A 24,227-nucleotide genomic window follows, 5' to 3' on the forward strand; every position below is an offset into this window, starting at 1 on the left:
GGTCACCTTTTCGCCGCGTAGTTGCGGAAGGAGCTGTTCGCGATCACTGCGAACAGCAGCATCGCGCCGAGGAAGAACTTGAACCAGTCAGGGTTCCAGCCTGCATAGACGATGCCCTGGTTGGTCATGCCGAAGATGAACGCTCCGATGAACGCACCGACGGCCGTGCCGTATCCACCGGTGAGCAGGCATCCGCCGATCACGGCGGCGATGATGTAGAGGAACTCGTTGCCCACGCCCTGACCGGACTGAACGGTGTCGAAGGCGAACAACAGGTGCATGCCGACGAACCAGGCGCAGAATCCGACGAACATGAACAAGCCGATCTTGACCCGAGTGACCGGGACACCGACCGCACGGGCCGATTCCTGGTTGCCGCCGACAGCGAAGATCCAGTTACCGGTACGGGTCTTCATCAGCACCCAGGTCGCGGCGAGGGTGAACACGATCCACCAGACGACGGTGATGCGGACCGAGACCCCCAGCAGCGAAAACGAGGACGAGAAGACCGCCCTGGCCGAGTCGAATCCCTCCATGTCCGAGATGGACGGAGTGGCGACCTGGCCGGTGACGAGCTTGGTGACGGCGAGATTGATGCCGGTGAGCATCAGGAACGACGCCAGTGTGATCAGGAACGACGGAATTCTGGTCGTCATCACCAGGTATCCGTTGAAGAACCCGACCGCCAGTGCCAGCACCAGCGCCAGCGCCGAGCCGGTCCAGACGTTCAGATGCAGGTTGTAGGCCAGCATGGAGGCCATGATCGAGGAGAACGTCACCGCAACCCCGGTGGAGAGGTCGAATTCACCGCCGATCATCAACAGTGAGACACCGATCGCCATGATGCCGATGGTCGAGGACGCGTACAGCACGGTGGCCAGAGCCTCGGGCGACCGAAACGGCGGTGCCACGATGCAGAAGAAGACGAAGATGGCGACCGCGCCGAACAGCGCCCCGACCTCCGGGCGAATCAGCAACCGCTGCAACGGCTTCTGCTTCTTGACCCGCTCGTCCGCTGTCACGGTGTGTTCGGACAGAGCCGGATCGGCCTGTGTGGACATGAGATTCCTTCCGCGCCGAGGCGACGCACTCAGCGTGTGCCGTTTCGGGCGTACTCGGCGACCGCGCCGATATTGGTCGTATCGATGAACGCGGGACCGGTCAGCACCGGGGTACCGCCACCGATGGTGTTGCCGTTGTTGAGGTAGAGCCACAGCGAGTCGATCGCCAGGTAACCCTGCAGGTACGGCTGCTGATCGATGGCCCACGCCACGTCGCCCGACTCGATCGCATCGACGAGTGCGGCATTGGTGTCGAACGTGACGATCGTGGCGTCGCTGCCCGCATTGTTCTTGGACTGCACGGCCGTCAGAGCGATCGGAGCGGCCAGCGCGATGACGTGGTCGATGCTCGGGTCCTGCTGCAGCTTGGCCGTGATGGTCGACTCGACGGACGGCATGTCCTTGCTGTTGACGTTCAGGATCTCGGTGGTGCCACCGGTGAAGCCCTGCCTGACCCCGGCGCAGCGAGCCTCGAGTGCCACGGCACCCTGCTCTTGAATGATGCACAGGGTCTTTCGTGCACCGTCCTCGGTGAGGCGAGCCCCTGCAGCCTGTCCGGCGATGGTCTCGTCCTGACCGAAGTACTGCTGCACTCCCATGTTCTTCCAGGAGTCGTAACCGGAATTGAATGCGACCACCGGAATGCCTGCAGCGGTTGCCGTCTCGACCGAGGGGGCCATCGCGTCGGGCTTGGCCAGGGTGACCGCGATGCCGTCGACCCGGGAATCGATCGCGCTCTGGACGAGGTTGGCCTGGTTGGGTGCCTCCGGATCTGCCGAGTAGCGCAGTTCGATGTTGTCCTTGGCCGCGGCGGCCTCGGCACCTTTGCGCACCAGATCCCAGAACGTGTCGCCGGGAACCTCGTGCGTGATCATCGCGATCGTTGCCGACGGCGTGTCGGCCACGCCCGCGTTGTTTCCGTCGTCGGAGGAGCGAGGAGCACCGCCGGTGCTCGAACAGGCAGCGACGGTCAGAGCCGCGACCGCACAGACCGCTCCGATCGCGATCGGCCCGCGCCTTTGCCGAAACCTCATTGCACTTCCCTTTCCAACAACCGGCTCTCGAACGACCGACGAATCCACCCCGCCGACCTGATCACTGTAAGAAACGATCGGTACCCGCCACGCATCTTCGACGATTATTCGTCAGGCGACGAAACCGGTGTGCGCAGCACCGGACCTCGGACATGAGAGAACTCTCATCTCCGATTCACGTGGCCACAATCCGCCGTCATCAGACTCGTCCGTGTGCGAACCATCATCGTCTCGGCCCTGGGACTGCTCACCCTCGCCGTGCTCGTCGCAGCAGTGCTGACGACTCGATCGACGGGCGAGCAGAGCCCGTTGCCCGCACCCATCGTTGCACCCGCTGCACCCGTGCAATCCGCCCCGGGTACTCCGGGGTCCGTTCCCCCTGCACCGGGACCGGGCGGCGCCGCGCCCAGTAGCGCCCCCACCCCCGCGCCACAGCCGGTGGCACCGGACGGATTCGTGCCCCCACCGCCGCTGCCGCCTGCCGACTGGGACGATGACTTCGACGACGATTGGGATGACGATGACGACGACTGACCCTGCTGCGAGACCGACCACGTGATGCGGACGCGACTGCTCGCCCTGCGCCCGACGAGCGCTCGGAGCAGGATCTTCTCGTGGGTACTGCTGTTGGTGCTGGCATCTCTCGCGGCCGTCACCGTCACCACCTGGCTGCTGATGATCCGCGCGACCGACAATCGCATGCGCGAATCTCTGCGCACCGAGATCGCCGAGTTCACCACCCTCACCGACGCAGGCGTCGATCCGGGAACCGGCGCACCGTTCGACGACATCAACGACGTTCTCCGCGTGGTGATCACCTACAACCTCGCCCGCCCCAACGAGAAGTTCCTGGGTTACGTGGACGGTGCGTTCGCCGTACAGAGCAGGCAGCAGGCACCGGTGCGACTGTCCGACGACACCGGCTTCACCGCCGAGGTCGGCTCCGTCACCGCACCGGTCGAGGGTTCGTATTCGAGCGCGGCAGGCGAATTGGTGTACCTCGCGGTGCCGGTCTCGCTGGCGGGCGACCCGGTGCCGGGCGTCGTGGTCGCCGCCTACTTCGCCGATCAGGAACGCGCCTCGGCCGACGAGACCGCGACCCTGATGCTCGTCGTCGGTGGCGTCACCTCGGTGCTGGCCGCAGTAGGGGCATGGTTCGTCGCGGGCCGCATCATGTCGCCGATCAGACACATCGCCGCCACCGCCAGAACGATCACCGAGACCGACCTGTCCGGCCGAATCACCGACGCCAGAACGACGGGTCCAGGCGACGACATCGCAGACCTGATCGACACCCTGAACTCGATGCTCGACCGCATCGAGTCCGGCGCGGCGAGTCAGCGCCGATTCCTCGACGACGCCGGCCACGAGCTCCGCACTCCCATCACCATCGTTCGAGGTCATCTCGACGTGCTCGACCACGGGGACCCCGCCGACGTTCGAGATACCGTCGCGCTCGTCGACGACGAACTCGATCGGATGAATCGACTCGTCGCCGACCTGTTGTTGCTCACCCGGGCCGACCAGACGAGCTTCGTCACGCCGGTGGACACCGATGTCGACGCCCTCACTCGAAGCGTGTTCGAGAAGGTGACCACCCTCGCCGACCGGGAATGGGCGCTGGAGGCGAGCGCAACGGTCCACGCGCCGCTGGATGCGCAACGACTGACCCAGGCACTGCTGGCGTTGGCGGACAACGCAACTCACCACACGATCCCCGGCGGTCGTGTCGGCATCGGATCGCAACTGTCCGACGGTGACATCCGCTTCTGGGTCACCGACTCCGGCCCGGGAATCGAGCGTGACGAGCAGGAACGAATCTTCGAGCGCTTCGCCCGCGGCCGCAACGGAACCAGACGCACCGAGGGTGCGGGGCTCGGATTGTCCATCGTCACCGCCATCGCACAGGCCCACCGTGGGCGAGTCAGTGTCGGCAGCGCTCCGGGGCACGGGGCCACGTTCACCATCACGATTCCCCTGCCCGATTCCCCTCCCCCACAGAAGGATCGACCATGGCCCGCATCCTGATCGCCGAAGACGAACCCCGGATCGCTTCGTTCGTCCACAAGGGGCTCAGGGCGAGCGGTTTCAGCACGACGACGGTCTCCGACGGCAGGTCCGCGTACGAACACGCCCGCAGCGGTGACTTCGATCTGGTGGTACTCGACATCGGCCTGCCGATCATGGACGGTTTCGAGGTACTGCAGCGACTGCGCGGAGAGCAGTGCGAGATACCGGTGATCGTGTTGACCGCACGCGACAGCGTCCAGGACGTGGTGTCCGGTCTCGAGACCGGTGCCGACGACTACATGGCGAAGCCGTTCCGATTCGAGGAACTGCTGGCGCGCATCCGAGTTCGCCTGGGCACCAAACGAACCGTCGACACCACTCAGCTCGCGGTCGCCGACCTCACCCTCGACCTGCGTACCCGGCGGGCCGTGGTGGGAGACCGCACCGTCGACCTGTCCGCCCGCGAGTTCGCCCTGGCCGAAACCTTCATGCGCCACCCCGGACAGGTCCTCTCACGAGAGCAACTCCTGTCGCAGGTGTGGGGCTACGACTTCGACCCTGGATCGAATGTCGTCGACGTCTACGTCCGCTACCTCCGAGCGAAATTCGGTGCCGCACGAATCGAGACCGTCCGCGGCATGGGATACCGACTGTCCGAGACATGAGTGGCGTCGGCCGGTGCCGACGCCACCGATCGAGTATCAGTCGTCCCGATCGTTGTCGTCGTTGTCATCTTCCAGATCGTCGTCGTCCAGATCGTCGTCGAGGTCGTCGTTGCGATCGTCCCAGTCGTCGTCACGACCGTCCAGATCGTCGTTGCGGTCGTCCCAGTCGTCGTCACGACCGTTCAGATCGTCGTTGCGATCGTCCCAGTCGTCGTTGCGGTCGTCCCAGTCGTCGTTGCGGTCGTCCCAGTCGTCGTCGTAGCGGTCGTCCGGGATCTGGGTCGGCGCGGGCTGCTGGGGAGCTGCCGGCGGGTTCGTAGCCGAATCTGCCTCCGGCAGCGGCTGTTCCACCGAGATCGAGGACGGACGCTGCTGGGTGGGGTCGTCGTCGGCGATCGCGAGTGCGCCGACGCTTCCGAGGGTGACGACAACGGCTGCTGCACCGACGATCATGAACTTTCCTGGCATTCTCATGTCTGCTCCTTCGATCCGAGTTCTGTGGGCCACCGTTTCGGTGATGACTCAACGATCGCGGTCGAACGTGAGAACCGAAGGAGCACAACATGAGCGAGTTCTCATACTCGCGACGGGCTCGTGGGTCGACGTTCGACCGTTGCCGGTGACGATGTCGGGACGAGAACCAGGGTGGTTCGGGTGATGCTCGCCGGTGGGTCGCCACGTCGACCGACCCCCGAGCGCCTATGGTGATTCGCGATGAAAAGGATCAGAAGTTTCGCGGCTGTATGTGCGGTATCGATTGCGCTCGTCGGAATCGGTGCTGGACCTGCCCTGGCACAGCCGGCCGCCGAGCCTCCGGTTCCGACGACGACACCGCCGTTCACGACGCCGGACACCGACAGCTGCCCGTTCGCCGCGTCACCGCCCCCGGCGATCGATCTGTCCGAGGTACCGGCACCTGGAAGCACTGCCCCGCAACCACTCCCGATTCCCGCCGAGGCCGTCGGCGGCGACCGGCTCGCCGAATGTGGGGCGGTGCTGCCGGACGGGTCTCCCCCGTTGCCTGCCGATATCTCGGCCACCGGGTTCGTGGTGGCCGACATGGACTCCGGCTCAGTACTGGCCGCCAAGGATCCGCACGGTCGGTACCGGCCGGCGAGCACTATCAAGGTGCTGCTTGCGATCGTCGCCCTCGACGAGCTGGATTTGAACTCTCGTATCACCGCGACCGCAGAGGACGCCGACGCCGAGGGCAGTGCCGTCGGCATCGGGAAGAACGGTGTCTACACCAATCTCGAATTGATGCAGGGTCTGGTGATGGCATCGGGAAACGATGCAGCACACGCGTTGTCCAGGCAGTTGGGCGGGGAAGCGGCCACCGTGGACAAAATGAATGCCAAGGCCGCAGAACTGGGTGCGCTCGACACGCGCACCGCCACGCCGTCCGGTCTCGACGGTCCCGGCATGGCGAGCTCGGCCTACGACCTGGCGTTGATCTACCGCGCGGCCATGCGCAATCCGACCTTCGCGCAATTGATTTCGACCGAAACCGTTCAGTTTCCCGGCTACCCGAGGGACCCAACGATCCCGGACGACCAAGACCGACCCGGGTTCGCCCTCTCCAACGACAATCAGCTGCTCTACAACTACGAGGGAGCTCTCGGCGGCAAGACCGGGTACACCGACGATGCGCGCCAGACATTCGTCGCAGGAGCAGAGCGGGGCGGCAGGCGTCTGGTCGTGACGATCATGAAGGGTGACGTGTTGCCGATCCGGCCGTGGGAGCAGGCGGCCCGCCTGTTGGACTACGGGTTCGCGCTCGATTCCGGCCGCGGCGTCGGCGAACTCGTGGAGCCGCGATCGACATCCGCGGTGACGAGTACGCGCACGCCCGCGGCCGGTCCGACGCTCGCCCAGCCGCCCGCATCGGCGTCCGGGTCGAGCTCCCGCCAGTCGGAGATGCAGGCCCAAGGCGACACCGTCGTTCGCATCGCGATCGGTGTCATCGGTTCGATCGTGGTGATCGGGCTGCTGTGGGGAGCTCGACGGCTGTCACGCAACCGCTGAGCCGGCTCGACCGACAGAGCGATCAGCGGCGTCTGTTGCGCAATCCTGCGACGCCGAGCGCAGCGAGGGCACCGGCACCCACCAGCGCCAGACCGCCCGTCACACCCGGCCCTTCGCTGACCTCGACCCTGGTGTTGATGACCGCCGGCTCCGGTGCCGGAACATGCGCCTCGGCGAGGCTTTCGCGAGTGGTCGCAGCGAACGCCGTGGAGAACAGCACCAGCCGTGACGTCGTGAACACGAACACCAGCAGACCGATGATGGGTCCGAAGACCACCCCTGCTGGGCCACTCGTCACCGAGGCCAGGTAGATGGCACCGAGCTGCTTGAAGATCTCGAACCCGACGGCAGCGAGCAAGGCTCCTTTGGCTGCGCTGTGCCACGAGACCGGCTCGCGCGGCAAACGCGAGATCACCCAGGTGAACAACGCCCAGGTACCTGCAAGCGCGAGAAGAATCGAGAAGACGCGCAGGGCCACGCCCACTCCCGGGACGGAATCGAGATTGGCCCACTCGAGAATGCTGCGCATCAGCCCACCTCCGGCCAGTGCCGACAACGCCAACGACAGCACCAGCGCGGTCCCCAGCCCCAGCAGCGCAGCGAAATCCTTGGCCTTGGTAGCCAGAAATCCACCCTGCTCGTGCTGGCTCTCCCACATGGCGGTCAGTGCCTCGCGCAGGTTCGCGATCCAACCGAGACCCGCATACAAGGCACCGAGCAGACCGATGATGCCGACACTGGTCCGTGACTCGATGGCCGTCTGGATCAGCGAATTGATCGTCTCGCCGAAACTGCCGGGAACGTTCTCGGCAATCTGCGACTGGATCTCGGCAAGCCACTCGGGCTGATTCACCAGCACGAACCCAGCGATCGCGAAGGCGACCATCAGCAGTGGGAACAAGGCCAACACACTGAAGTACGTCATGCCTGCCGCGTAGTAATCGCCCTTCTGACCCTGATACCGCTGTGCCGCAACAACAGTGTGATCGAGCCAGGGCCACCGTTTGCGCCGGTCTTCGAGGATCGCCTTGAAATCTGGCATGGCACTCACCTTCTCGCTGTCGTCGCCTGCTGTCGGATCGTGTCGCCGCGGTGTGCCGTAGATGCTATGCACCCGGCGGCAGGAAACCCACCCTGTCGTAGACCTGAGCGAGCGTTCGACTCGCCACTTCCCTGGCTCGATCCGCACCGGCCGCGAGGATGCGATCGAGTTCGGCCACATCGGCCATGAACCCGTCCATCCGCTCCCGCAGGGGAACGACGAACTCGGTCAGAACGTCGGCGGTGTCGGACTTGAGGTCGCCGTACCCCTTACCCGCGTACCCGGCAACCAGATCGTCGATGCTCGCGCCCGACAGGGCAGACTGAATCACCAGCAGGTTGCTGACGCCCGCCTTGTTCTCCGGATCGAACACGATGTCGCGTTCGTTGTCCGTCACGGCCGAACGAATCTTCTTCGCCGACACCTTCGGATCGTCGAGGATGTTGACGATGCCCGCCGGATTCGACGAGGACTTGCTCATCTTCGCGGTGGGATCCTGCAGATCGAAGATCTTCGCGGTGCCCTTGATGATGTGCGCATCGGGCACGACGAACGTCTTCTTGAACCGCGTGTTGAAACGCTGTGCCAGATCGCGAGTCAACTCGAGGTGCTGCCGCTGATCCTCACCCACGGGCACCAGATTCGGCCGATAGAGCAGGATGTCGGCGGCCTGCAGAATCGGATAGGTGAACAGTCCGACGCTGGTGTGATCGCGACCCTGCTTGGCGGACTTGTCCTTGAACTGCGTCATCCGCGCAGCTTCGCCGAATCCGGTGATGCAGTTCAGAACCCACGCCAACTGTGCATGCTCGGGCACCTGACTCTGCACGAACAGCGTCGACTTCTCCGGATCGATGCCCACGGCGAGCAACTGCGCTGCGGCCACACGGGTACGGCGACGAAGCTCCTTGGGATCCTGCGGCACGGTGATCGCATGCAGGTCCGGGATGAAGTAGAACGCATCGAACTCGTCCTGCAACTCCACCCAGTTCCGCACCGCACCCAGGTAGTTACCGAGATGAAACGAATCGGCAGTCGGTTGGATGCCGGAGAGCACCCGCCGACGCGGACCCTGCGGAGTGTCGATGGAGTCGGAAGAAGACATGATGCAATCTTTTCACGACCCCATCGACGCCCACTTCCTGCCTGCCGAGATCGTCACCCGCAGGCTCCGCTCTAGCGATAGCGCACGGTTACCGGAGCATGATCGGACCATCGCTGGTCGTACGCCTCGGCCCGCTCGGTGATCGCTTCCTTGGCACGCTCGGCCAGATCACTGGTGGCCAACTGATAGTCGATCCGCCAGCCGGCGTCGTTGTCGAAGGCCTTGCCGCGGTAGGACCACCAGCTGTACGGACCCTCGACACCCGGGTGCAGCACCCGGACGACATCGGTCCACGGGGCCTTCTCGGCGAGCAACCGCGACACCCACTCCCGTTCCTCGGGCAGAAAACCGGAGTTCTTCCGGTTGGTCTTCCATGCCTTCAGATCGGCCTCGGTGTGTGCGATGTTCCAATCGCCGCAGACCACCACATCGCGATTCTCTGACTTCGCGGACTTGGCCGTCTTCGCCAGGTACTTCGCGAAAGCCGCCATGAAACGTTCCTTCTCGTCCTGACGCTCGGTACCCACCTCACCCGACGGCAGATACAGGCTGGCCACGGTGACGTCGCCGAAGTCGGCTTCGATGTAGCGACCGGCATCGGCGAACTCGACGGCCCCGATACCGGTACGAATGGCATCGGGAGCCGCCTTCGACAGCAAGGCCACCCCGTTGCGGCCTTTCGCGGACGGCTCCGCCGAGGCCAGATGCCAGCCCGCATCGAGGGCCGGGGCCAGCGCCTTGGTCAGTTCCCCGTCGTTGGCGCGGGTTTCCTGCAAGCAGATGACGTCGGCATCGGTGGCCTCGAGCCACGGCAGCATGCCCTTGCGAACAGCAGCGCGAATTCCGTTGACGTTGACAGTGGAGACAGTGATCGGCACGCCGACGACGGTAGCGGAGCCCACCGACACACGGGACGTGGGCTGCACATCGAGGTCGTTCCCGCAGGCTCCTACCGTCGCCTCGGCTTTGCCCCTGGTTTCGGGGCGGTGACCACCGATGTGACCTCCGGCGAGATACTCGGTTCTCGGTCGATGCGTCGGTAGACGAGGTGCTGTTGGGCATAGGTCCAGATGTTGTTGCTCACCCAGTACAACAACACCGCGACCGGAAGCACGGGCCCGCCGACGAGCACGCCCGCCGGGAACACCCAGAGCACGAGCTTGTTCATGATCGCGGTCTGTGGGTTGGCGAGCGCCGCTGCGTCCTGCCGGGCGACGGACGCCCGCGAGTTCATGTGCGTGGCCACCGCAGCGACGATCATCAACGGGACCGCCACGAACGCGATGCTCCACACCGACGGCACTCCACCGAACGGACCGAAGGCCTCGAGCACCTCCCGAGAACTGTTGACGGCCGCAGAGATCGGCGCGCCGAACAGGCGTGCGTCGAGAAAGGACTGCACATCGGCGGCGCTGAAGACGTAATTCGCAGTGTTCGCATTCTCCTGCGCCGTCATACCCAGATGGCCGAATCCGGTTCCGGTTCGATTGAACGAGCGCAGCACGTGCAGCAGACCGATGAAAACCGGGCCCTGCGCCAGCAGGGGCAGGCACCCCATCAACGGGTTGAAACCGTACTCCTGCTGCAACTTCCGAATCTCGGCGGCCTGCCGAGCACGGTCCCCGGAGTATTTCTTCTGTACGGCCTCGATCTGTGGTCGGAGCCTCTTCATGGCGAGCTGCGAACGAATCTGGCCGACGAACGGCTTGATCAGCAGCGCCCGCAGTGTGAACACCAGGAATATCACCGCCAGGGCCCAGGCGACACCGTTGTCGGGGCCGAGCACGGACCCGAAGACTCGGTGCCAGAACCACAGCACGGCGGAGACGGGATAGTAGACGAAATCGAGCATGGTGGAGCACCTCACTGTGAGAGAAGTCGGTCGGTTGGCGTCTCGACCGGATCTCGCAGTGGCTCAGACGAAGTGGAGCCACCGGTCCGGTCCACGGACCGGACCGGGTGCTCTGGGCATGGGGCGACCTGGCGCATCGGGTTGCTGTTGCCTGCGGAACGATCCCCGAAGTCGCCGCCCGTCGGCGCCTGCAGCGCACGACGACAGCGGTGCGATCAGTGCGAGGTCGGACGGCGCACCGAGCACGACCAGGGACGCCGCGACCAGCGCACCGAACATCGCTATCTGTGCGGCGGGTTGGGCGTCGACGACGGCAAAGACGACGAGCAGGACGGCCAGGACGCCGACCAGCGTCCCGGCGTAGCGTCGAATCGCCATGTGGACAGGTCGAGAATCGAGCATCTTCGGTTCCTCGTGACAGCCTCGCGGACAACGGGTTGCGAAGGCGTGGGGGAACTTTCGAGCTACAGTGCCCCCACCGGCATACCGGGCGCGCGCGGCTGCGGGCGTCCAGGGGCATCCGGTCGATGTTGACGCCGGAACGCACCTCGACGGTGGCGTTCCTCTGCGGCGGGGCCGATAATCGGCAGCAGGCGCAGCAGTGCCGGAACATCGACGCGGTGCGCGAGCAGCATCAGCGTCGTCAGTGCCGCAACGAGAAGCAGGGCGAAATCTGCGGTTGCGGTCGGCATCGTCAGGTGCAGCGCCACGAGAAGCAGCGAGGTGACGACCATGCTCTGGTATCGCATCGCGCACCTCCCTGGTGTGTCACTGAACCCGAGTCGTTGCTCAGGGTACAGATACCGAGGGGTCCGTGCACAGGTGCCAGGTGTCGCCGACGATGACCGGACCGCGGGCCCGTACACACGGACGCACGTACTTCGGCAGTCGGTCGAGCTCCGCGTCGGCGTCGGCCGACAACCCACCCACGTAGGACGTATCGATGCGTCCGGTCTGCTCGAAGCGATCGACGTTGTGCCGAGCGATGTACGCATCCGGGTTCAGGGCGGCCAGCGCGAGCACGGTCAGAACTGCACCGACGCCCACGGCTCTCGGTAGCCAGCGCCCCGACATCCGCACGCCCGACACCAGAACCAGTACGAACACCGATCCCAGCCACCACTCGACAGCCGTGACGAACAACCTGAGCGTCGTGTAGCCGTACTGCTGCTCGTACAACGACATTCGATGCAGGGCCGACGCAACGATCACCGACGACAGCAGGCACAGCGCTCCGAGCAACGCCCGCAGTGCGATGCGATCTCCCCGGTCTTCTCGTCGAGCCTTCGCGACCGTCACAGCGATGACGAGCAGTGTCAGTACCGTGACCGCGAGCAATTGCCAGAAGCCCTGTCGGGCGTATTCGGCATTGGTCAGACCCTCGGTGGTGAGGACGTGTCCCTGCCCGCCGAACAACGTCGGCACCTGAAACCCCACGAACACGGCAAACAGGGCCACCACCGCCCCGAGCGGAACCATCCACTCCCACAACTGCACTGTTCGACGCGGCGACGGTGCGAGCCGATCGAACCGAGGCGGATGCAGCGCGACGTAGGTGACGGCGAGCGCACCTGCTGCGGTGAGAACGAAAACGACAATGCGCCCGACGACGGACGCGGCATCGAACTCGGGTGTCACCGCACTCAGCGCATCCGCAAAACGCTTGTCGGCCGCACCGAACAACGCCGCGAACACGACGAGCAGCGCGATCGTGACAATGCAGACCATGCCGATCCGCACCGGCCGTGGCCCCTCCAAATCGATCGAACCGGCTCCGCGTCGGGTCCACCGAGCCACGCGCACCGGCAGAAAGGCCGGCACCAGAGCGCCGAGTGCGATTCCCGTCCATGTCCAGGCACGAGAGAGGACCACCACCGCGACCACGATGGCGAGCGTCGTCGACATCGTCACGATCCACTCGGCCTCGCGCAGTACCGACACGCTCGCCAATGCCAGCACTCCTGCCACCCCCGCCCATTCCCACCGCGTGAGCCTGCCTCTGCGCGCTGCGAGCACAACGCCCACGACGGCCAGGGCGGTGATCAGCACACCGAACATGTTGTCCACCAACGTCACTGCACCGATCAGCCCGGCAACAGCGGACCCGAGAAGCGCCGCGCGGGGAGCCTGCGCATACCTCAGCACCGGCCAGGTGCGAGGCCCCCAGAAGGAGTGACCGTGCTTCGCAGTCGGATGAACCGGAGTGTCGATCGTGGTCATGGCGCTTCCTTTTTCTGTGTTTCGGGCATGGAAGGTCGGCGGCTGCGGTCCGGGGACGTGCAGTCGCGGTTCGGATGGATCGAGCAAGTCAGTGTTCGGGGATGGCCACTCTGATGTGGCAGCCGAATTCGCTGTCGAGAACTTCGATGGTTCCGCCGTGCAGTTCGGTGGCCCAGCGCGCGATGCCGAGGCCCAGACCTGTTCCGCCGTCGGTGGATCCGCCGCGGGTGAATCGGTCGAACACCGCATGGCGATCGGCGAGCGCGATGCCTGGACCCTGGTCGACGACGTCGAATGCATACGCTCCGCCGATCCGATGGGCCCGTACCGTAACGGTGCTCGAATGGGGGGAATGCCGCACGGCGTTGTCGACGAGGTTGGTGATCACCTGTGTCATGCGAGATCGGTCGGCCACCACAGTCGAATCACCGGGCGAGACGACGATCGACACACGTTCGCGGTGCACGGCTGTCGCATCCTCGAGGAATTGCCGCACTGCGAACTCCTCCGGGGCAATGGTGAGCACACCGCCCTCCACCCGCGACAGGTCGAGCAGTTCGCTGACCAGATCTCCGAGTCTCTCGGTTTGGCGCAGCGCCACCGCCAGCGTCGCGGGATTCGGCTCGGTCACCCCGTCGACCATGTTCTCGAGCACGGCACGCAGCGCAGCGATGGGCGTCTTCAACTCGTGCGAGACATTGCCGATGAGTTCGCGGCGGTACTTCTCGGCTGCTTCCAGATCACTCGACATGGTGTTGAACGCCGTGGCCAACTCCCCCACCTCGTCCCTGGATGTCGCCCGCACTCGCGTCGAATAGTCGCCTCGCGCCATCGCTTTGGCGGCCGAAGTCATCTCGCGCAGTGGTGACGTCATCCCGTGGGCGACGAATTGGGTTGCGGCCAAGGACACGACGAGCGCGGCGAGGAGGGTGTAGCGAAACTGCCAACCCGCCCCGATCCAGAACACGACGCTCGCGAGGACCAACACTGTGCCCACGACGAGCGAGACCTTGAGCTTGAACGACCGCAACGGATCCAACGGTCGCGGCAGCATTCGCGTCATCGCGGAGACTCCACGGCGTAGCCCACGCCGTGCACGGTGCGAATGAGATCGCCACCGAGTTTGCGCCGCAACGCTTTGACGTGAGAATCGACCGTCCTGCTACTGGCCGAATCGTCCCAGCCCCACAGTTCCGACAGCAGGGTTTCACGCGAGACGGCGGTGCGCGGCCGCGCGGCCAGATAGGCGAGGATGTCGAATTCCGTTCTGGTCAAATGGATGTCGCCGGAGGGATCGGTAACCCGCCGTTCCCGGTGGTCGATCTGCACGTCACCGATTCGAACTGCCTGTGGTTCGACGGCCACCGCACGCTCGGCACGCCGAACCAGGGCGTGTACGCGAGCGACCAGCTCGCGCATACTGAACGGCTTGCCCAGGTAGTCGTCCGCGCCGACGCCCAGGCCGACGAGCATGTCCGTCTCGTCGGACTTGGCCGTCAACATCAACACCGGCACCGGGCGGGACGCCTGAATCCGGCGACACACTTCGAGCCCGTCGAACCCGGGCAGCATCAGATCGAGCACCACCACGTCGGGATCGATCCGGGCGCACGCGTCGACGGCGGACGGGCCGTCGGCGGCCGTGACGACCTCGTACCCTTCGCCGCGCAGCCGGGCGGCAACGGCCTCGGAGATCGTGGGCTCGTCGTCGACGACGAGAACTGTGCGGCTCATGAGAATCGACCCTAGAGGGCGCACGTGGAGGAGCCCGTCGGGAAATGTGGAGGTTCGGTGAAGGTTCGAGCAGCTCGTTTGCCGTCGCGGGGCCAGGCGGACTCGGTGGCGCGCTGAAATTAGGGTCGGCTACCCTTCCCGATGTTAGCCAACCCTTACGAAAGGCGTCTCGATGCTCATCCGACCTCTTCACCGAACCTGGGCGGTGTGCGCGATTGCGCTGACCACCGCGGGAATGCTGACTGCGTGCTCGAGTTCCGCCGACGAGGCACCGCCGACGGCCGGTGGCGCGTCCGTTTCGGCGGCGTTCCCGGTGACGATCGAGCACGCGTTCGGTGAGACCGTAGTCCCGGACGAGCCCACTCGCGTCGTGGTGGCCGGGTACACCGAGCAGGACACGGTCCTGGCACTCGGCGTGATACCCGTCGGGGTCACCGAGTGGTACGGCAACCAGCCGTACGCCACCTGGCCGTGGGCCCAGGCAGCGTTGGGCGACGCACAGCCCGAGGTGCTCTCGAACGACGACGGATTCGAGACGGAGAAGATCGCCGCACTCGAGCCCGATCTGATCATCGCCACCAACGCAGGTCTCACGGCGGAGAGCTACAGCACGCTCAGCGACATCGCGCCGACGCTCGCACAGTCCGACGCATCGACTGCCTACTTCGAACCCTGGGACATCCAGGCCGAGAAGATCGGCCGTGCACTCGGAAAGAAGTCCGAGATCGACGCATTGATCGAGGGCGTGAACCAGAAGTTCGTCGACGCTGCGGCCGCCCACCCCGAATTTGCCGGCAAGAAGGCGATCTTCCTCCAGAACGCGTTCTACGAGGGCAAGGCGATCGCGTACCAGGACGGGTTCAGCACGGACTTCCTGACGAAACTGGGCTTCGTCATCCCGGATGACATCGACGCGTACGTGCCTGCCGACGGCAGTGCGCAGGCGAGCATCCCGCTGGAGAACCTGTCGGTTCTGAACGCGGCCGACGTGTTGATCTGGGGAACCGAGGAGCCCGGCGACCGCGCACAGTTGGAGAAGGAAGCGGTGTACAACGCACTCGAGCCGGTGAAGGACGGCAACCTCGTGTTCACCGACGGTGTGACGGCAGGAGCGATCTACTTCACCAGCGTGCTCAGCCTGCCGTACGTGATCGACAAGCTCACCCCGGCACTGACCGAAGCTCTCGGGGGAACTGCCGCGACCATCACCGGCTGATTCGGCGCGACTCTACGCAGCCGAACGCTTGTCCATCCACATGGCGGTGGCGAGAACACCGAGACCGGCCACCGCCAGGCCCGAGCCGACAGCGGCGGGTGCCGTGTAGCCGAATCCGGCGGCGATCACGGCACCACCGACTGCCGCTCCGATGGCGTTGGCCAGGTTGAACGCGGCATGGTTGAGCGATGCGGCGAGCGTCTGGGCGTCCTCGGCCACGTCCATCAACCTCGTCTGCAGACCGGGTACCACCGAGGAGCCGGACGCACCGATGAGGAACACCAGCAGTAGCGCGGTGATCGGGTTGTGTGCGGCCACGACGAACACCGCAAGGAACACGGCAGTGGCGGCCAGGCCGACGAAGGTGCCCTTGAGCTGGTAACGGTCGGCGAGCCATCCGCCCGCGTAGTTTCCGGCGACCATTCCCAGGCCGTAGATCATCAGGGCGACCGGGACGAGTGCGCGGGCCAGCCCGGCGACATCGGTCAGCGTCGACGCGATGTAGGTGTACACCGCGAACATGCCGCCGAATCCGACGATGCCCACGAACAGGGTCATCCACACCTGGCTGCGGCGCAGTGCGCCGAGCTCGGTGATGGGGCTGGTGGTCGGCATCGCGTCGAGTCGCGGCATCCAGAGAACGAGCGCGGCGACGGTGAGGGCACCGATGACGGCCACGAGAGTGAACGCACTGCGCCATCCCAGCGCCTGCCCGATCCAGGTCGCCACCGGTACGCCGACGACGTTGGCGACCGAGAGTCCCATCATCACCATCGCCACGGCCTTGGCTCGTTTGCCGGGTTCGGCGAGGTGGGCAGCGACCAGGGCCGCAACACCGAAGTACGCACCGTGCGGCAGACCCGCAACGAATCGCGAGGCCACCAGCTCGTCGAAGCTCGGCGCGAACACGGTGCCGAGGTTTCCGAGGGTGAAGGCCACCATCAGCGCCAACAGCAACATCCGGCGCGGAACGCGGGCAGCCAGGGCTGCGATGGTCGGGGCACCGACGACCACACCGAGCGCGTACGCGGAGATCATGTGGCCGGCCGAGGGCTCGGAGATCCCCATCGTCGTCGCGATGTCCGGCAACAGACCCATCGACGCGAACTCCGTGGTGCCGATTCCGAAGCCGCCGATGGACAGAGCCAGCATCGCGAGCTTGCGGCGGGTGGAGTGCGGTCGGTGACTGACACTCAGGCCACTCGACACCTTGCCGCGCGCAGCGCTGACTCGGGCAAGAGCGGAATCGGTGACAGTCACAGCAATACAACCTTCGTGTGGAGATCGGGGGCAGAGGAAGCGTCCTGGAGTCGAGCCTGTGAAAGAAGGCCGACCGAAGCAGGAACGTAGCTCCGGTCAATTGTCTTCCCGAAGGTGTCCCGTTTTCGCGTCTACGAGCGGTGATAGTCCTCACCCGAGCATCTGCTCGAGTTCCGGCCGAGCCCTTGTTCCGGTGATGTGCCGTCACCCGCTAGGATATTCGCCAGGTCATGAGTGCCAGCATCGAGCCCCGGCTTGCTGGCCGGCAACCCTCCAACCGCGGTGGGGTGCCCCGGGTGAACGACCAGGCCGATCCGGTATGCGAGTGCCGTATCGACAAGCGCGGGTCCGCAGGAAGCGGACCCACTGAACCTTCGGCCCCCAGGGTCCGAAGCCTGTCAGGAGGTTCTCTCATGTGTTGCTGTACCGATACGCCCCGTAGCGCTCGACTTCTCGAGCTTCATTCGACATTCGAATCGTCTTAGACGGACTCGTCCAAAGAAAACGGAGTATCACCAGCCATGACCGATTCCACACCGGACGTCGTCGACGCCACCGGGGCCCCCACCGAGGATCCGTTCACCGATCCTGCCGCCGACTGGAGCTTCGAGACCAAGCAGATCCACTCGGGCCAGACTCCGGACGGCACCACCAAGGCTCGTGCGTTGCCGATCTACCAGACCACCTCGTACACGTTCGACAACACCGATCACGCAGCTGCCCTGTTCGGCCTGGCAGAACCCGGCAACATCTACACCCGCATCATCAACCCGACGCAGGATGTCGTCGAGCAGCGCATCGCCGCCCTCGAAGGTGGAGTCGCGGCGTTGTTGCTCGCATCGGGTCAAGCCGCCGAGACGTTCGCGATCCTCAATCTCGCGGAGGCAGGCGACCACATCGTGTCGAGCCCGCGGCTCTACGGCGGCACGTACAACCTGTTCCACTACACGCTCCCCAAGCTGGGCATCACCGTCTCGTTCGTCGACGATCCCGACGATCTCGAGCAGTGGCGTGCCGCGATCACTCCGTCGACCAAGGCGTTCTACGGCGAGTCGATCTCGAACCCGAAGAACGACATTCTCGACATCCCGGGGATCTCGGCCGTGGCCCACGAGAACGGCATCCCGCTGATCGTGGACAACACGGTGGCGACGCCGTACCTGCTGCAGCCGTTGAAGCACGGGGCCGACATCGTGGTGCACTCCGCGACGAAGTATCTCGGCGGCCACGGAACGGCGATCGCGGGCGTCATCGTGGACGGCGGGACGTTCGATTGGACGCAGGGCCGTCATCCCAACTTCACCACCGCGGATCCGAGCTACCACGGCGTCGTGTTCGCCGATCTCGGTGCGCCCGCATTCGCGCTGAAGGCACGCGTTCAACTGTTGCGCGACATCGGTGCTGCGGTCTCGCCGTTCAACGCCTTCCTCATCAGCCAGGGTCTGGAAACGTTGAGCCTTCGGATCGAGCGGCACGTGGCGAACGCACAGAAGGTTGCCGCCTTCCTCGCCGGTCGCGACGACGTCGTCTCGATCAACTACGCCGGACTCGAATCCTCGCCGTGGTACCAGCGCGGGCAGGAGTTGTTGCCGAAGGGGCAGGGCGCGATCATCGCGTTCGAGCTGAAGGGAGGCGTTGACGCGGGCAAGAAGTTCGTCAACGCACTCACTCTCCACAGCCACGTCGCTAACATCGGAGACGTGCGTTCACTCGTCATCCATCCCGCTTCCACCACCCATTCCCAGCTGACTCCGGAAGAGCAGCTGGCGTCGGGTGTCACTCCCGGCCTGGTGCGTCTCGCCGTGGGCATCGAGGGAATCGACGACATCATCGCCGACCTCGAGGTCGGATTCAGCGCGGCGGCATCTTGAGCCACAGCTGCGACACAGGCGTTCGTCCGGAGGCGGTACTTCCGTCTCCGGACGGGCGGTTGGGAACCATCGACATCGGTGGTCTCGATCTCGAGAACGGCGCTCGAATCCCCCAGGTCACCGTCGCGGTGCAACGCTGGGGCGAACTCGCCACCGACCGCAGCAACGTCGTGCTCGTCGAGCACGCCCTGACCGGGGACTCTCATGTATCCGGTCCGCCGGATGCCGATCACGCTCTGCCCGGTTGGTGGAACGGAATGGTCGGTCCCGGCTGCCCCATCGACACCGACGAGTGGTGCGTCGTGGCGACGAACGTGCTCGGCGGCTGCGGCGGGACCACGGGCCCGAGCAGCATTTCTCCCGACGGCATGCCGTACGGATCTCGCTTCCCGGACATCTCCATCCGTGATCAGGTCGCTGCCGAGGCGGCCGTGGCCGACGTACTGGGAATCGAGCGGTTCGCAGCCGTCGTCGGCGGCTCGATGGGCGGGATGCGCACTCTCGAATGGATCGTGGGCCATCCCGACCGAGTGGCGGCCGCCTTGGTCCTGGCAGTCGGCGCCAGGGCAACTGCCGACCAGATCGGTACCCAGACGACACAGATCGCCGCGATCAAGGCCGATCCAGGGTGGCTCGGCGGCAACTACCACGACACCGGCACCTCGCCGACCGCCGGACTCGGCATCGCGCGACGCATCGCGCACCTGACGTACCGGACCGAGAGCGAACTCGACAACAGGTTCGGGAACACACCGCAGAACGACGAAGACCCGTGGGCCGGCGGCAGATACTCCGCGCAGAGCTACCTGGAGCATCAGGCTGCCAAACTCGTCAACCGGTTCGACGCGGCGACGTACGTACTGCTCAGTGAGGCAATGAACCGTCACGATGTGGGCCGTGGTCGCGGCGGAGTGGCCGAAGCCCTTGCGTCCACGCCGGTTCCGACGATCGTCGGCGGAGTCGACTCCGATCGCCTGTATCCGCTTCGCCTGCAGAAGGAGATCGCTCGCGAACTCCCGCAGTGCCGTGGACTCGAAGTGATCCAGTCTCGCGACGGACACGACGGTTTCCTCACCGAGGCCGATTCGGTGGCGAAGCTGCTCGCCGAGACGATGGAGCTGGCCCGCCTCGGACGGCGCTGACACCGCCGGACAAGGTCAGTCGGTCCCCAGCGGATCGATCGACAGCGACAGAAAGACGATCGCTCCGCCGACGCAGCCCAGCGCCAGCACATCGAACACGCGACTGCGCACTTGCAGTGTGCCGACTCGTGTTTCGGGCAGGCACAGCCGCAGGACGGCCGCCAGCAGTGCGGCGCATCCGAAGATGAATGCGCCGCGCCGCCAGCGATCGGCCAGCACCAGAATCAGCGCGGCGAGGACGACGACCGAGACTGCGACGATCGGTAGATTGCGCGTGACTGCAGCGCGAAATCCTGTGTCGAGCTCCCGCCGCGCATCCTCTGGATGGTTCACGTCCGGTTCGCTCAGCTCTCGGCAGCGACGCGCTCGGCGCGTTCGACGACATTGGTGAGCAGGAAGGCCCGCGTCAGCGGGCCGACACCTCCGGGGTTGGGCGACAGGAATCCGGCCACCTCCGCGACATCGCCTGCGACGTCGCCGCGCAGTCCGTCCTCGGTGCGGGTGACCCCGACGTCGAGCACCGCAGCACCCGCCTTGACCATGTCCGCAGTGATCAACCCGGGTACTCCGGCAGCAGCGATGACGATGTCCGCGCGTGAGACCTCGGCGGCCAGATCACGAGTTCCTGTGTGGCACAACGTCACTGTTGCGTTCTCGGAACGCCTCGTGAGCAACAGGCCGATGGGTCGCCCCACCGTCACTCCGCGGCCGATGACCACCGCGTGCGCACCGTCGAGAGCAACGTCGTAGCGGCGCAGCAGGTGCACAATCCCGCGAGGTGTACACGGCAGTGCGGCATCCTTGCCCAGTACCAGCCGTCCGAGATTGATCGGGTGCAGACCGTCGGCGTCCTTGTCCGGATCGATTCGCTCGAGCGCAGCGTTCTCGTCGAGATGCTTCGGCAAGGGCAGCTGGACGATGTAGCCGGTGCATTCGGGGTTGGCATTGAGTTCGTCGATGACGGCTTCGAGATCTGCCTGGGTGATGTCCGCGGGCAGATCGCGACGAATCGAGGTGATGCCGACCTTGGCGCAGTCGTTGTGCTTGCCCCGGACGTACGCGGCCGAACCCGGATCATCGCCCACCAGCACGGTCGCCAGACCTGGGGTGATGCCCTTCTCACGCAGCGTTGCCACGCGGGCGGTGAGATCGACGAATATCTCGTCACGGGTCGCTTTGCCATCGAGAATCGTTGCAGTCACCCGGTCATTGTTCCAGGTTCGGCGTCAGCAGCGGCGCACCGGTCCGATCACCACCGTCAACCCTCGACGACGAGCCCATGAGCTGCCGCATAGGCCACCGCCTGCATCAGCTCGATCTTCGCGTTGCGCACGCTCGCGCTCACCCACAGAGATGCGTCGGCGACGGCTCCACGAAGATCCGCCTCGTCGAACTTCGCATCGATTGCCCTGGCACCCGAGAAATCGACCGAGCGCACGGTTGCCTTCCGGAAGTCTGCGAACACGAGGTTCGCTTCCCGCATCCGGCACCCCGTCAGATCGAGGCCGCGAAGGTCCGCGTTGCCCAGCGATGCGAGGGTGAAGTCGACTTCGTCGTAGGTCGCTGGACGCATGCGACTGTCGACGAACACGGAGCCCATCATGGTCGAATGGCGAAAAGTGCTGTGCTGCAGATTGGTCCGAGTGAAAGTGCACGATCGAAATGCAGAGTTCGTATGAACCGATTCGGTCAGGTCGGTACCGGTGAAGTCGCATTCGGAGAACACCACCGAGTCGGTTCGGACGCCGCTCATGTCCGCGTCGCGAAAGGTACATCGAACGAACTGCCTGCCGGTCCACTCCTGCCCGTCGAGCCGCGTGTCGGAAAAATCCTCACCGATCGTCTGTTCGTCGTCCACCTGCCCCATACTTCCCGGGCTCGTGATGGCAGAGTGAACCGGGTGTTTCGACTCATGTTCTTCGAGCCCCGCATTCCACAGAACACCGGCAACGCAATACGCCTGGTCGCCGGGACCGGCTGCGAACTGCATCTGGTGGGCCCGCTCGGCTTCGACATGTCCGAGCCGAAACTCAAGCGGGCAGGCTTGGATTACCACGATCTGGCCTCGGTGACGGTGCACGCGGACCTGCCCTCGGCCTGGTCGGCGCTCGCACCGACTCGCGTGTTCGCCTACACCGCGCACGCTTCCCGGTCCTACGCGGACGTCGCGTACGAACCCGGCGACGTCCTCCTGTTCGGACCGGAACCCACAGGATTGCCCGACGACGTCCTGGACGACCCACACGTGACCGATCGACTCCGTATTCCGATGATTCCGGGCCGCCGATCGTTGAATCTGGCGAACGCGGCAGCAGTGACGATGTACGAAGCATGGCGGCAACACGGGTACGAAGGCAGCGTCTGACGGGACTGCGTCGGAACGCGCGCTGACCGGGACAGCCGGCGACGCCGTACTCGCGGCCGACCGACCGTGTTGCCGACCCGGATGCGGTTGTCGGGATGCCGGTGCACGACCTGCACCACTCCGTAGAACTCTCCGACGGAGGCGAACGGCTGCCTTCGGTATCGGCGGTGAAACTCATTGTGAGCGTCGACAAATCGTCGGCGACAATCGGCAGCTGCCCGGTAACGATTTTCTTTCGTTCGCCCGGCATCCAGGATTGCTGCCGCTCGGAGCCCCCAGCCACCTCGGGCACGAGCAAGAGATCTATTCGATGCACGCGAATATCAAGTGATGGAACAGAATTCGCCACATCGGACACCGAGCACGATGGCGACGTGAACATGCCTCGGACGGTCCCAACCGCGGCAGCCGGGGTGCGCGAAACCGGACTTCTACGGCGATCCGTCACCGGATGCCTGCGGCACCGTTACACAAACTGCGCCTGCTTGCTGCCATGGACTGGCGGGGCGGGGTACCGTGTGCCGCACCGGCCCGTTTTCGCTCGTGAAGGAGCTTTCTTTTGTTCTCTGTTTCCCTGCCCCGTTTCTCGTCCGCCAACTCCTCCTCCGCGCGCACATCCAGTCGGTTCTCCAGTCGAATTGCCCGCACCGCAGCAATATTCGCCATGGGCTCGGGATTGACGGTCGCCGCCCTGTCGGGCACGGCCACTGCGTCGGCAGCCCCCGTCAACTGCGTGTCTCCGCCTTCGGCCAACGACATCCAGGTCGACGACACCGCGAGCTGCGGAGCGACCTCGAACGGCACCGGACGGGCCACCGCAGGTGCTGCCGACAGTGGCACCGCAGTCAGCGTCAACGACGGCCCCGGCGCGACGACCACGTACGCCAACGGATACGGCGTCGCCCTCGGAGCGAGCAAGAATGCGGGCACTGCCTACGCACTGGCACTCGGTGGCGGAATCGCGCACTCGTGGGCCGATGCCGGGCAGACAACCCTCGCAGTCGCCGGGTGGGGATCCGGCGCTACCTCGGAGGCTCAGGGCGTCGATTGTGTGGGACCCCTGTCTCTGGCACTGAACCTCACGAGCGGCCAGTTCTGCGTCCTCGGTAGCTGATTGCCCGGTTCCACAACAGATATTCAGTCGAACGGAGCCGATTACCCCGACACGAACTCGTCGAGGTAATCGGCTCCGCCGACATATACGGTGTGGCCGGACTTCTCGATCGGCGTGACGACAGCCCGTACACCGGCCGATCACCGCCTTCGGGCATACAAGTCGGCACTCCCCAACCGCCCTTCCGTTTCTTGTCGGTGGCCCGGGTTAGTCTTCTTTCGGTTCGAACGCACGTTCTGAAATGCTGCTCACCGGGGGGTGAAAGATGGGTGCACTGCCAGCTGTGTCACTGGAGGCGTTGACCGCTGCCGCGCGTGCGGAGAATCGGCAGGCCGCCCGCAAGATCACCGCCTGCTACGAGGTCCATCGGAGCTGGATCACCCACGACGCCGAACACAAGCATTACAGCCGGTACGGGCGCACCGAAATGGCCGTCGCGTTGGGGTGCTCGGCGACGGTCGCCGAATCGTATATCTCGGTCGGCGTCGCCCTGCACACCCGACTCCCATTG

Annotated in this window: 26 protein-coding genes and 1 riboswitch; of the genes, 10 read left to right on the forward strand and 16 right to left on the reverse strand. The window is 65.1% G+C overall.

Annotated elements, in window-relative coordinates:
• Positions 1-2: 2 nt before the first annotated feature.
• Together CH249_RS26035 and CH249_RS26040 are read right to left on the reverse strand one after the other, a co-directional pair.
• Positions 3-1,061: an ABC transporter permease gene (locus tag CH249_RS26035; RefSeq protein WP_094645344.1), complete on the reverse strand. Its 1,059-nt coding sequence runs from the start codon at positions 1,059-1,061 to the stop codon at positions 3-5.
• 29 nt (positions 1,062-1,090) lie between these two features.
• On the reverse strand, positions 1,091-2,095 hold the full coding sequence (locus CH249_RS26040) for a substrate-binding domain-containing protein (protein ID WP_032397465.1): 1,005 nt from the start codon (positions 2,093-2,095) through the stop codon (positions 1,091-1,093).
• A gap of 213 nt (positions 2,096-2,308) precedes the next feature.
• On the opposite strand from CH249_RS26040, the gene CH249_RS26045 reads away from it, so the two are divergent.
• Genes CH249_RS26045 through CH249_RS26055 form a run of 3 tightly spaced genes read left to right on the forward strand, consistent with a single transcriptional unit; the run spans position 2,309 to position 4,770 of the window.
• Complete coding sequence (locus tag CH249_RS26045; protein ID WP_052050084.1) at positions 2,309-2,629, forward strand: hypothetical protein; 321 nt, start codon at positions 2,309-2,311, stop codon at positions 2,627-2,629.
• A gap of 24 nt (positions 2,630-2,653) precedes the next feature.
• A complete protein-coding gene (locus CH249_RS26050) occupies positions 2,654-4,123 on the forward strand; it encodes a cell wall metabolism sensor histidine kinase WalK (RefSeq protein WP_094683125.1) in 1,470 nt (489 codons plus the stop codon).
• Entirely contained in the window at positions 4,108-4,770 is a 663-nt protein-coding gene (locus CH249_RS26055; RefSeq protein ID WP_032397466.1) for a response regulator transcription factor, read from the forward strand. The genes CH249_RS26050 and CH249_RS26055 overlap by 16 nt, the downstream gene beginning before the upstream one ends.
• Before the next feature lie 36 nt (positions 4,771-4,806).
• Here CH249_RS26055 and CH249_RS26060 read toward each other — a convergent pair whose 3' ends face one another.
• Positions 4,807-5,244 (reverse strand): hypothetical protein, encoded by a 438-nt coding sequence (locus CH249_RS26060; RefSeq protein ID WP_094683113.1) that lies wholly within the window; start codon positions 5,242-5,244, stop codon positions 4,807-4,809.
• Positions 5,245-5,484: 240 nt separating this feature from the next.
• On the opposite strand from CH249_RS26060, the gene CH249_RS26070 reads away from it, so the two are divergent.
• Entirely contained in the window at positions 5,485-6,795 is a 1,311-nt protein-coding gene (locus tag CH249_RS26070) for a D-alanyl-D-alanine carboxypeptidase family protein (RefSeq protein WP_094683114.1), read from the forward strand.
• A gap of 22 nt (positions 6,796-6,817) precedes the next feature.
• On the opposite strand, the gene yhjD is transcribed toward CH249_RS26070, so the two are convergent.
• The 9 genes from yhjD to CH249_RS26115 form a co-directional block, all read right to left on the reverse strand.
• A complete protein-coding gene (gene yhjD, locus CH249_RS26075) occupies positions 6,818-7,837 on the reverse strand; it encodes an inner membrane protein YhjD (RefSeq protein ID WP_045200025.1) in 1,020 nt (339 codons plus the stop codon).
• Between the two features lie 64 nt (positions 7,838-7,901).
• Positions 7,902-8,942 (reverse strand): tryptophan--tRNA ligase, encoded by a 1,041-nt coding sequence (gene trpS, locus CH249_RS26080; RefSeq protein ID WP_032397468.1) that lies wholly within the window; start codon positions 8,940-8,942, stop codon positions 7,902-7,904.
• Between the two features lie 71 nt (positions 8,943-9,013).
• Positions 9,014-9,820, reverse strand: coding sequence for an exodeoxyribonuclease III (locus CH249_RS26085; RefSeq protein WP_082074005.1), 807 nt, complete (start codon positions 9,818-9,820; stop codon positions 9,014-9,016).
• Between the two features lie 71 nt (positions 9,821-9,891).
• Complete coding sequence (gene yidC, locus CH249_RS26090) at positions 9,892-10,794, reverse strand: membrane protein insertase YidC (protein WP_094683115.1); 903 nt, start codon at positions 10,792-10,794, stop codon at positions 9,892-9,894.
• A 63-nt stretch (positions 10,795-10,857) separates the two neighbouring features.
• On the reverse strand, positions 10,858-11,196 hold the full coding sequence (locus tag CH249_RS26095) for a DUF6412 domain-containing protein (RefSeq protein ID WP_141214722.1): 339 nt from the start codon (positions 11,194-11,196) through the stop codon (positions 10,858-10,860).
• A 62-nt stretch (positions 11,197-11,258) separates the two neighbouring features.
• Positions 11,259-11,543 carry a DUF6412 domain-containing protein gene (locus tag CH249_RS26100; RefSeq protein WP_094630129.1) on the reverse strand — a complete coding sequence of 95 codons (285 nt, stop codon included), beginning with the start codon at positions 11,541-11,543 and terminating at the stop codon, positions 11,259-11,261.
• A gap of 40 nt (positions 11,544-11,583) precedes the next feature.
• A complete protein-coding gene (locus CH249_RS26105) occupies positions 11,584-13,014 on the reverse strand; it encodes a DUF4153 domain-containing protein (RefSeq protein WP_094683116.1) in 1,431 nt (476 codons plus the stop codon).
• 88 nt (positions 13,015-13,102) lie between these two features.
• The gene (locus CH249_RS26110) at positions 13,103-14,077 is read right to left on the reverse strand and encodes a HAMP domain-containing sensor histidine kinase (RefSeq protein ID WP_094683117.1); all 975 of its coding nucleotides are present in this window, start codon (positions 14,075-14,077) and stop codon (positions 13,103-13,105) included.
• Complete coding sequence (locus CH249_RS26115) at positions 14,074-14,748, reverse strand: response regulator transcription factor (protein WP_045195854.1); 675 nt, start codon at positions 14,746-14,748, stop codon at positions 14,074-14,076. Before CH249_RS26115 ends, CH249_RS26110 begins: the two co-directional genes overlap by 4 nt.
• A gap of 172 nt (positions 14,749-14,920) precedes the next feature.
• Between CH249_RS26115 and CH249_RS26120 the strand changes: the two genes are divergently transcribed.
• On the forward strand, positions 14,921-15,964 hold the full coding sequence (locus tag CH249_RS26120; RefSeq protein ID WP_094683118.1) for an ABC transporter substrate-binding protein: 1,044 nt from the start codon (positions 14,921-14,923) through the stop codon (positions 15,962-15,964).
• Between the two features lie 12 nt (positions 15,965-15,976).
• Here CH249_RS26120 and CH249_RS26125 read toward each other — a convergent pair whose 3' ends face one another.
• Positions 15,977-17,116, reverse strand: coding sequence for an MFS transporter (locus CH249_RS26125; RefSeq protein ID WP_032398222.1), 1,140 nt, complete (start codon positions 17,114-17,116; stop codon positions 15,977-15,979).
• Positions 17,117-17,450: 334 nt separating this feature from the next.
• Positions 17,451-17,573, forward strand: a riboswitch (SAM riboswitch).
• A gap of 172 nt (positions 17,574-17,745) precedes the next feature.
• On the opposite strand from CH249_RS26125, the gene CH249_RS26130 reads away from it, so the two are divergent.
• Both CH249_RS26130 and CH249_RS26135 read left to right on the forward strand, forming a co-directional pair.
• Positions 17,746-19,095, forward strand: coding sequence for a bifunctional o-acetylhomoserine/o-acetylserine sulfhydrylase (locus tag CH249_RS26130; RefSeq protein ID WP_082073732.1), 1,350 nt, complete (start codon positions 17,746-17,748; stop codon positions 19,093-19,095).
• Complete coding sequence (locus tag CH249_RS26135; RefSeq protein WP_373453515.1) at positions 19,089-20,237, forward strand: homoserine O-acetyltransferase; 1,149 nt, start codon at positions 19,089-19,091, stop codon at positions 20,235-20,237. Before CH249_RS26130 ends, CH249_RS26135 begins: the two co-directional genes overlap by 7 nt.
• 15 nt (positions 20,238-20,252) lie before the next feature.
• On the opposite strand, the gene CH249_RS26140 is transcribed toward CH249_RS26135, so the two are convergent.
• Genes CH249_RS26140 through CH249_RS26150 form a run of 3 tightly spaced genes read right to left on the reverse strand, consistent with a single transcriptional unit; the run spans position 20,253 to position 22,104 of the window.
• Positions 20,253-20,570, reverse strand: a complete 318-nt coding sequence (locus CH249_RS26140) for a DUF3017 domain-containing protein (RefSeq protein WP_045195859.1) — start codon at positions 20,568-20,570, stop codon at positions 20,253-20,255.
• Positions 20,571-20,581: 11 nt separating this feature from the next.
• A complete protein-coding gene (locus CH249_RS26145; RefSeq protein ID WP_032397475.1) occupies positions 20,582-21,439 on the reverse strand; it encodes a bifunctional methylenetetrahydrofolate dehydrogenase/methenyltetrahydrofolate cyclohydrolase in 858 nt (285 codons plus the stop codon).
• A gap of 56 nt (positions 21,440-21,495) precedes the next feature.
• Positions 21,496-22,104, reverse strand: a complete 609-nt coding sequence (locus tag CH249_RS26150; protein ID WP_094645353.1) for a pentapeptide repeat-containing protein — start codon at positions 22,102-22,104, stop codon at positions 21,496-21,498.
• 33 nt (positions 22,105-22,137) lie between these two features.
• Between CH249_RS26150 and CH249_RS26155 the strand changes: the two genes are divergently transcribed.
• The 3 genes from CH249_RS26155 to CH249_RS26165 all read left to right on the forward strand — a co-directional run.
• Positions 22,138-22,602: a tRNA (cytidine(34)-2'-O)-methyltransferase gene (locus tag CH249_RS26155; protein WP_176459254.1), complete on the forward strand. Its 465-nt coding sequence runs from the start codon at positions 22,138-22,140 to the stop codon at positions 22,600-22,602.
• 559 nt (positions 22,603-23,161) lie between these two features.
• Entirely contained in the window at positions 23,162-23,716 is a 555-nt protein-coding gene (locus CH249_RS26160; RefSeq protein WP_176459253.1) for a DUF6764 family protein, read from the forward strand.
• A 265-nt stretch (positions 23,717-23,981) separates the two neighbouring features.
• A partial coding sequence (locus tag CH249_RS26165; protein ID WP_143544595.1) for a hypothetical protein occupies positions 23,982-24,227 on the forward strand: 246 nt, incomplete at its 3' end.

This window comes from Rhodococcus sp. 05-2255-3B1 (genome assembly GCF_002258545.1).
In the GTDB taxonomy this organism is placed as follows: Bacteria; Actinomycetota; Actinomycetes; order Mycobacteriales; family Mycobacteriaceae; genus Rhodococcoides.

Excerpts from the sequence above, each read along its gene's own strand:
- CH249_RS26035 (WP_094645344.1), bottom strand. The coding sequence starts at position 1,061 with ATGTCCACACAGGCCGATCCGGCTCTGTCCGAACACACCGTGACAGCG.
- CH249_RS26040 (WP_032397465.1), bottom strand. The coding sequence starts at position 2,095 with ATGAGGTTTCGGCAAAGGCGCGGGCCGATCGCGATCGGAGCGGTCTGT.
- CH249_RS26050 (WP_094683125.1), top strand. The coding sequence starts at position 2,654 with ATGCGGACGCGACTGCTCGCCCTGCGCCCGACGAGCGCTCGGAGCAGG.
- CH249_RS26055 (WP_032397466.1), top strand. The coding sequence starts at position 4,108 with ATGGCCCGCATCCTGATCGCCGAAGACGAACCCCGGATCGCTTCGTTC.
- CH249_RS26060 (WP_094683113.1), bottom strand. The coding sequence starts at position 5,244 with ATGAGAATGCCAGGAAAGTTCATGATCGTCGGTGCAGCAGCCGTTGTC.
- CH249_RS26070 (WP_094683114.1), top strand. The coding sequence starts at position 5,485 with ATGAAAAGGATCAGAAGTTTCGCGGCTGTATGTGCGGTATCGATTGCG.
- yhjD (WP_045200025.1), bottom strand. The coding sequence starts at position 7,837 with ATGCCAGATTTCAAGGCGATCCTCGAAGACCGGCGCAAACGGTGGCCC.
- trpS (WP_032397468.1), bottom strand. The coding sequence starts at position 8,942 with ATGTCTTCTTCCGACTCCATCGACACTCCGCAGGGTCCGCGTCGGCGG.
- yidC (WP_094683115.1), bottom strand. The coding sequence starts at position 10,794 with ATGCTCGATTTCGTCTACTATCCCGTCTCCGCCGTGCTGTGGTTCTGG.
- CH249_RS26095 (WP_141214722.1), bottom strand. The coding sequence starts at position 11,196 with ATGCTCGATTCTCGACCTGTCCACATGGCGATTCGACGCTACGCCGGG.
- CH249_RS26100 (WP_094630129.1), bottom strand. The coding sequence starts at position 11,543 with ATGCGATACCAGAGCATGGTCGTCACCTCGCTGCTTCTCGTGGCGCTG.
- CH249_RS26105 (WP_094683116.1), bottom strand. The coding sequence starts at position 13,014 with ATGACCACGATCGACACTCCGGTTCATCCGACTGCGAAGCACGGTCAC.
- CH249_RS26110 (WP_094683117.1), bottom strand. The coding sequence starts at position 14,077 with ATGACGCGAATGCTGCCGCGACCGTTGGATCCGTTGCGGTCGTTCAAG.
- CH249_RS26115 (WP_045195854.1), bottom strand. The coding sequence starts at position 14,748 with ATGAGCCGCACAGTTCTCGTCGTCGACGACGAGCCCACGATCTCCGAG.
- CH249_RS26120 (WP_094683118.1), top strand. The coding sequence starts at position 14,921 with ATGCTCATCCGACCTCTTCACCGAACCTGGGCGGTGTGCGCGATTGCG.
- CH249_RS26125 (WP_032398222.1), bottom strand. The coding sequence starts at position 17,116 with ATGCTGGCTCTGTCCATCGGCGGCTTCGGAATCGGCACCACGGAGTTC.
- CH249_RS26130 (WP_082073732.1), top strand. The coding sequence starts at position 17,746 with ATGACCGATTCCACACCGGACGTCGTCGACGCCACCGGGGCCCCCACC.
- CH249_RS26150 (WP_094645353.1), bottom strand. The coding sequence starts at position 22,104 with ATGGGGCAGGTGGACGACGAACAGACGATCGGTGAGGATTTTTCCGAC.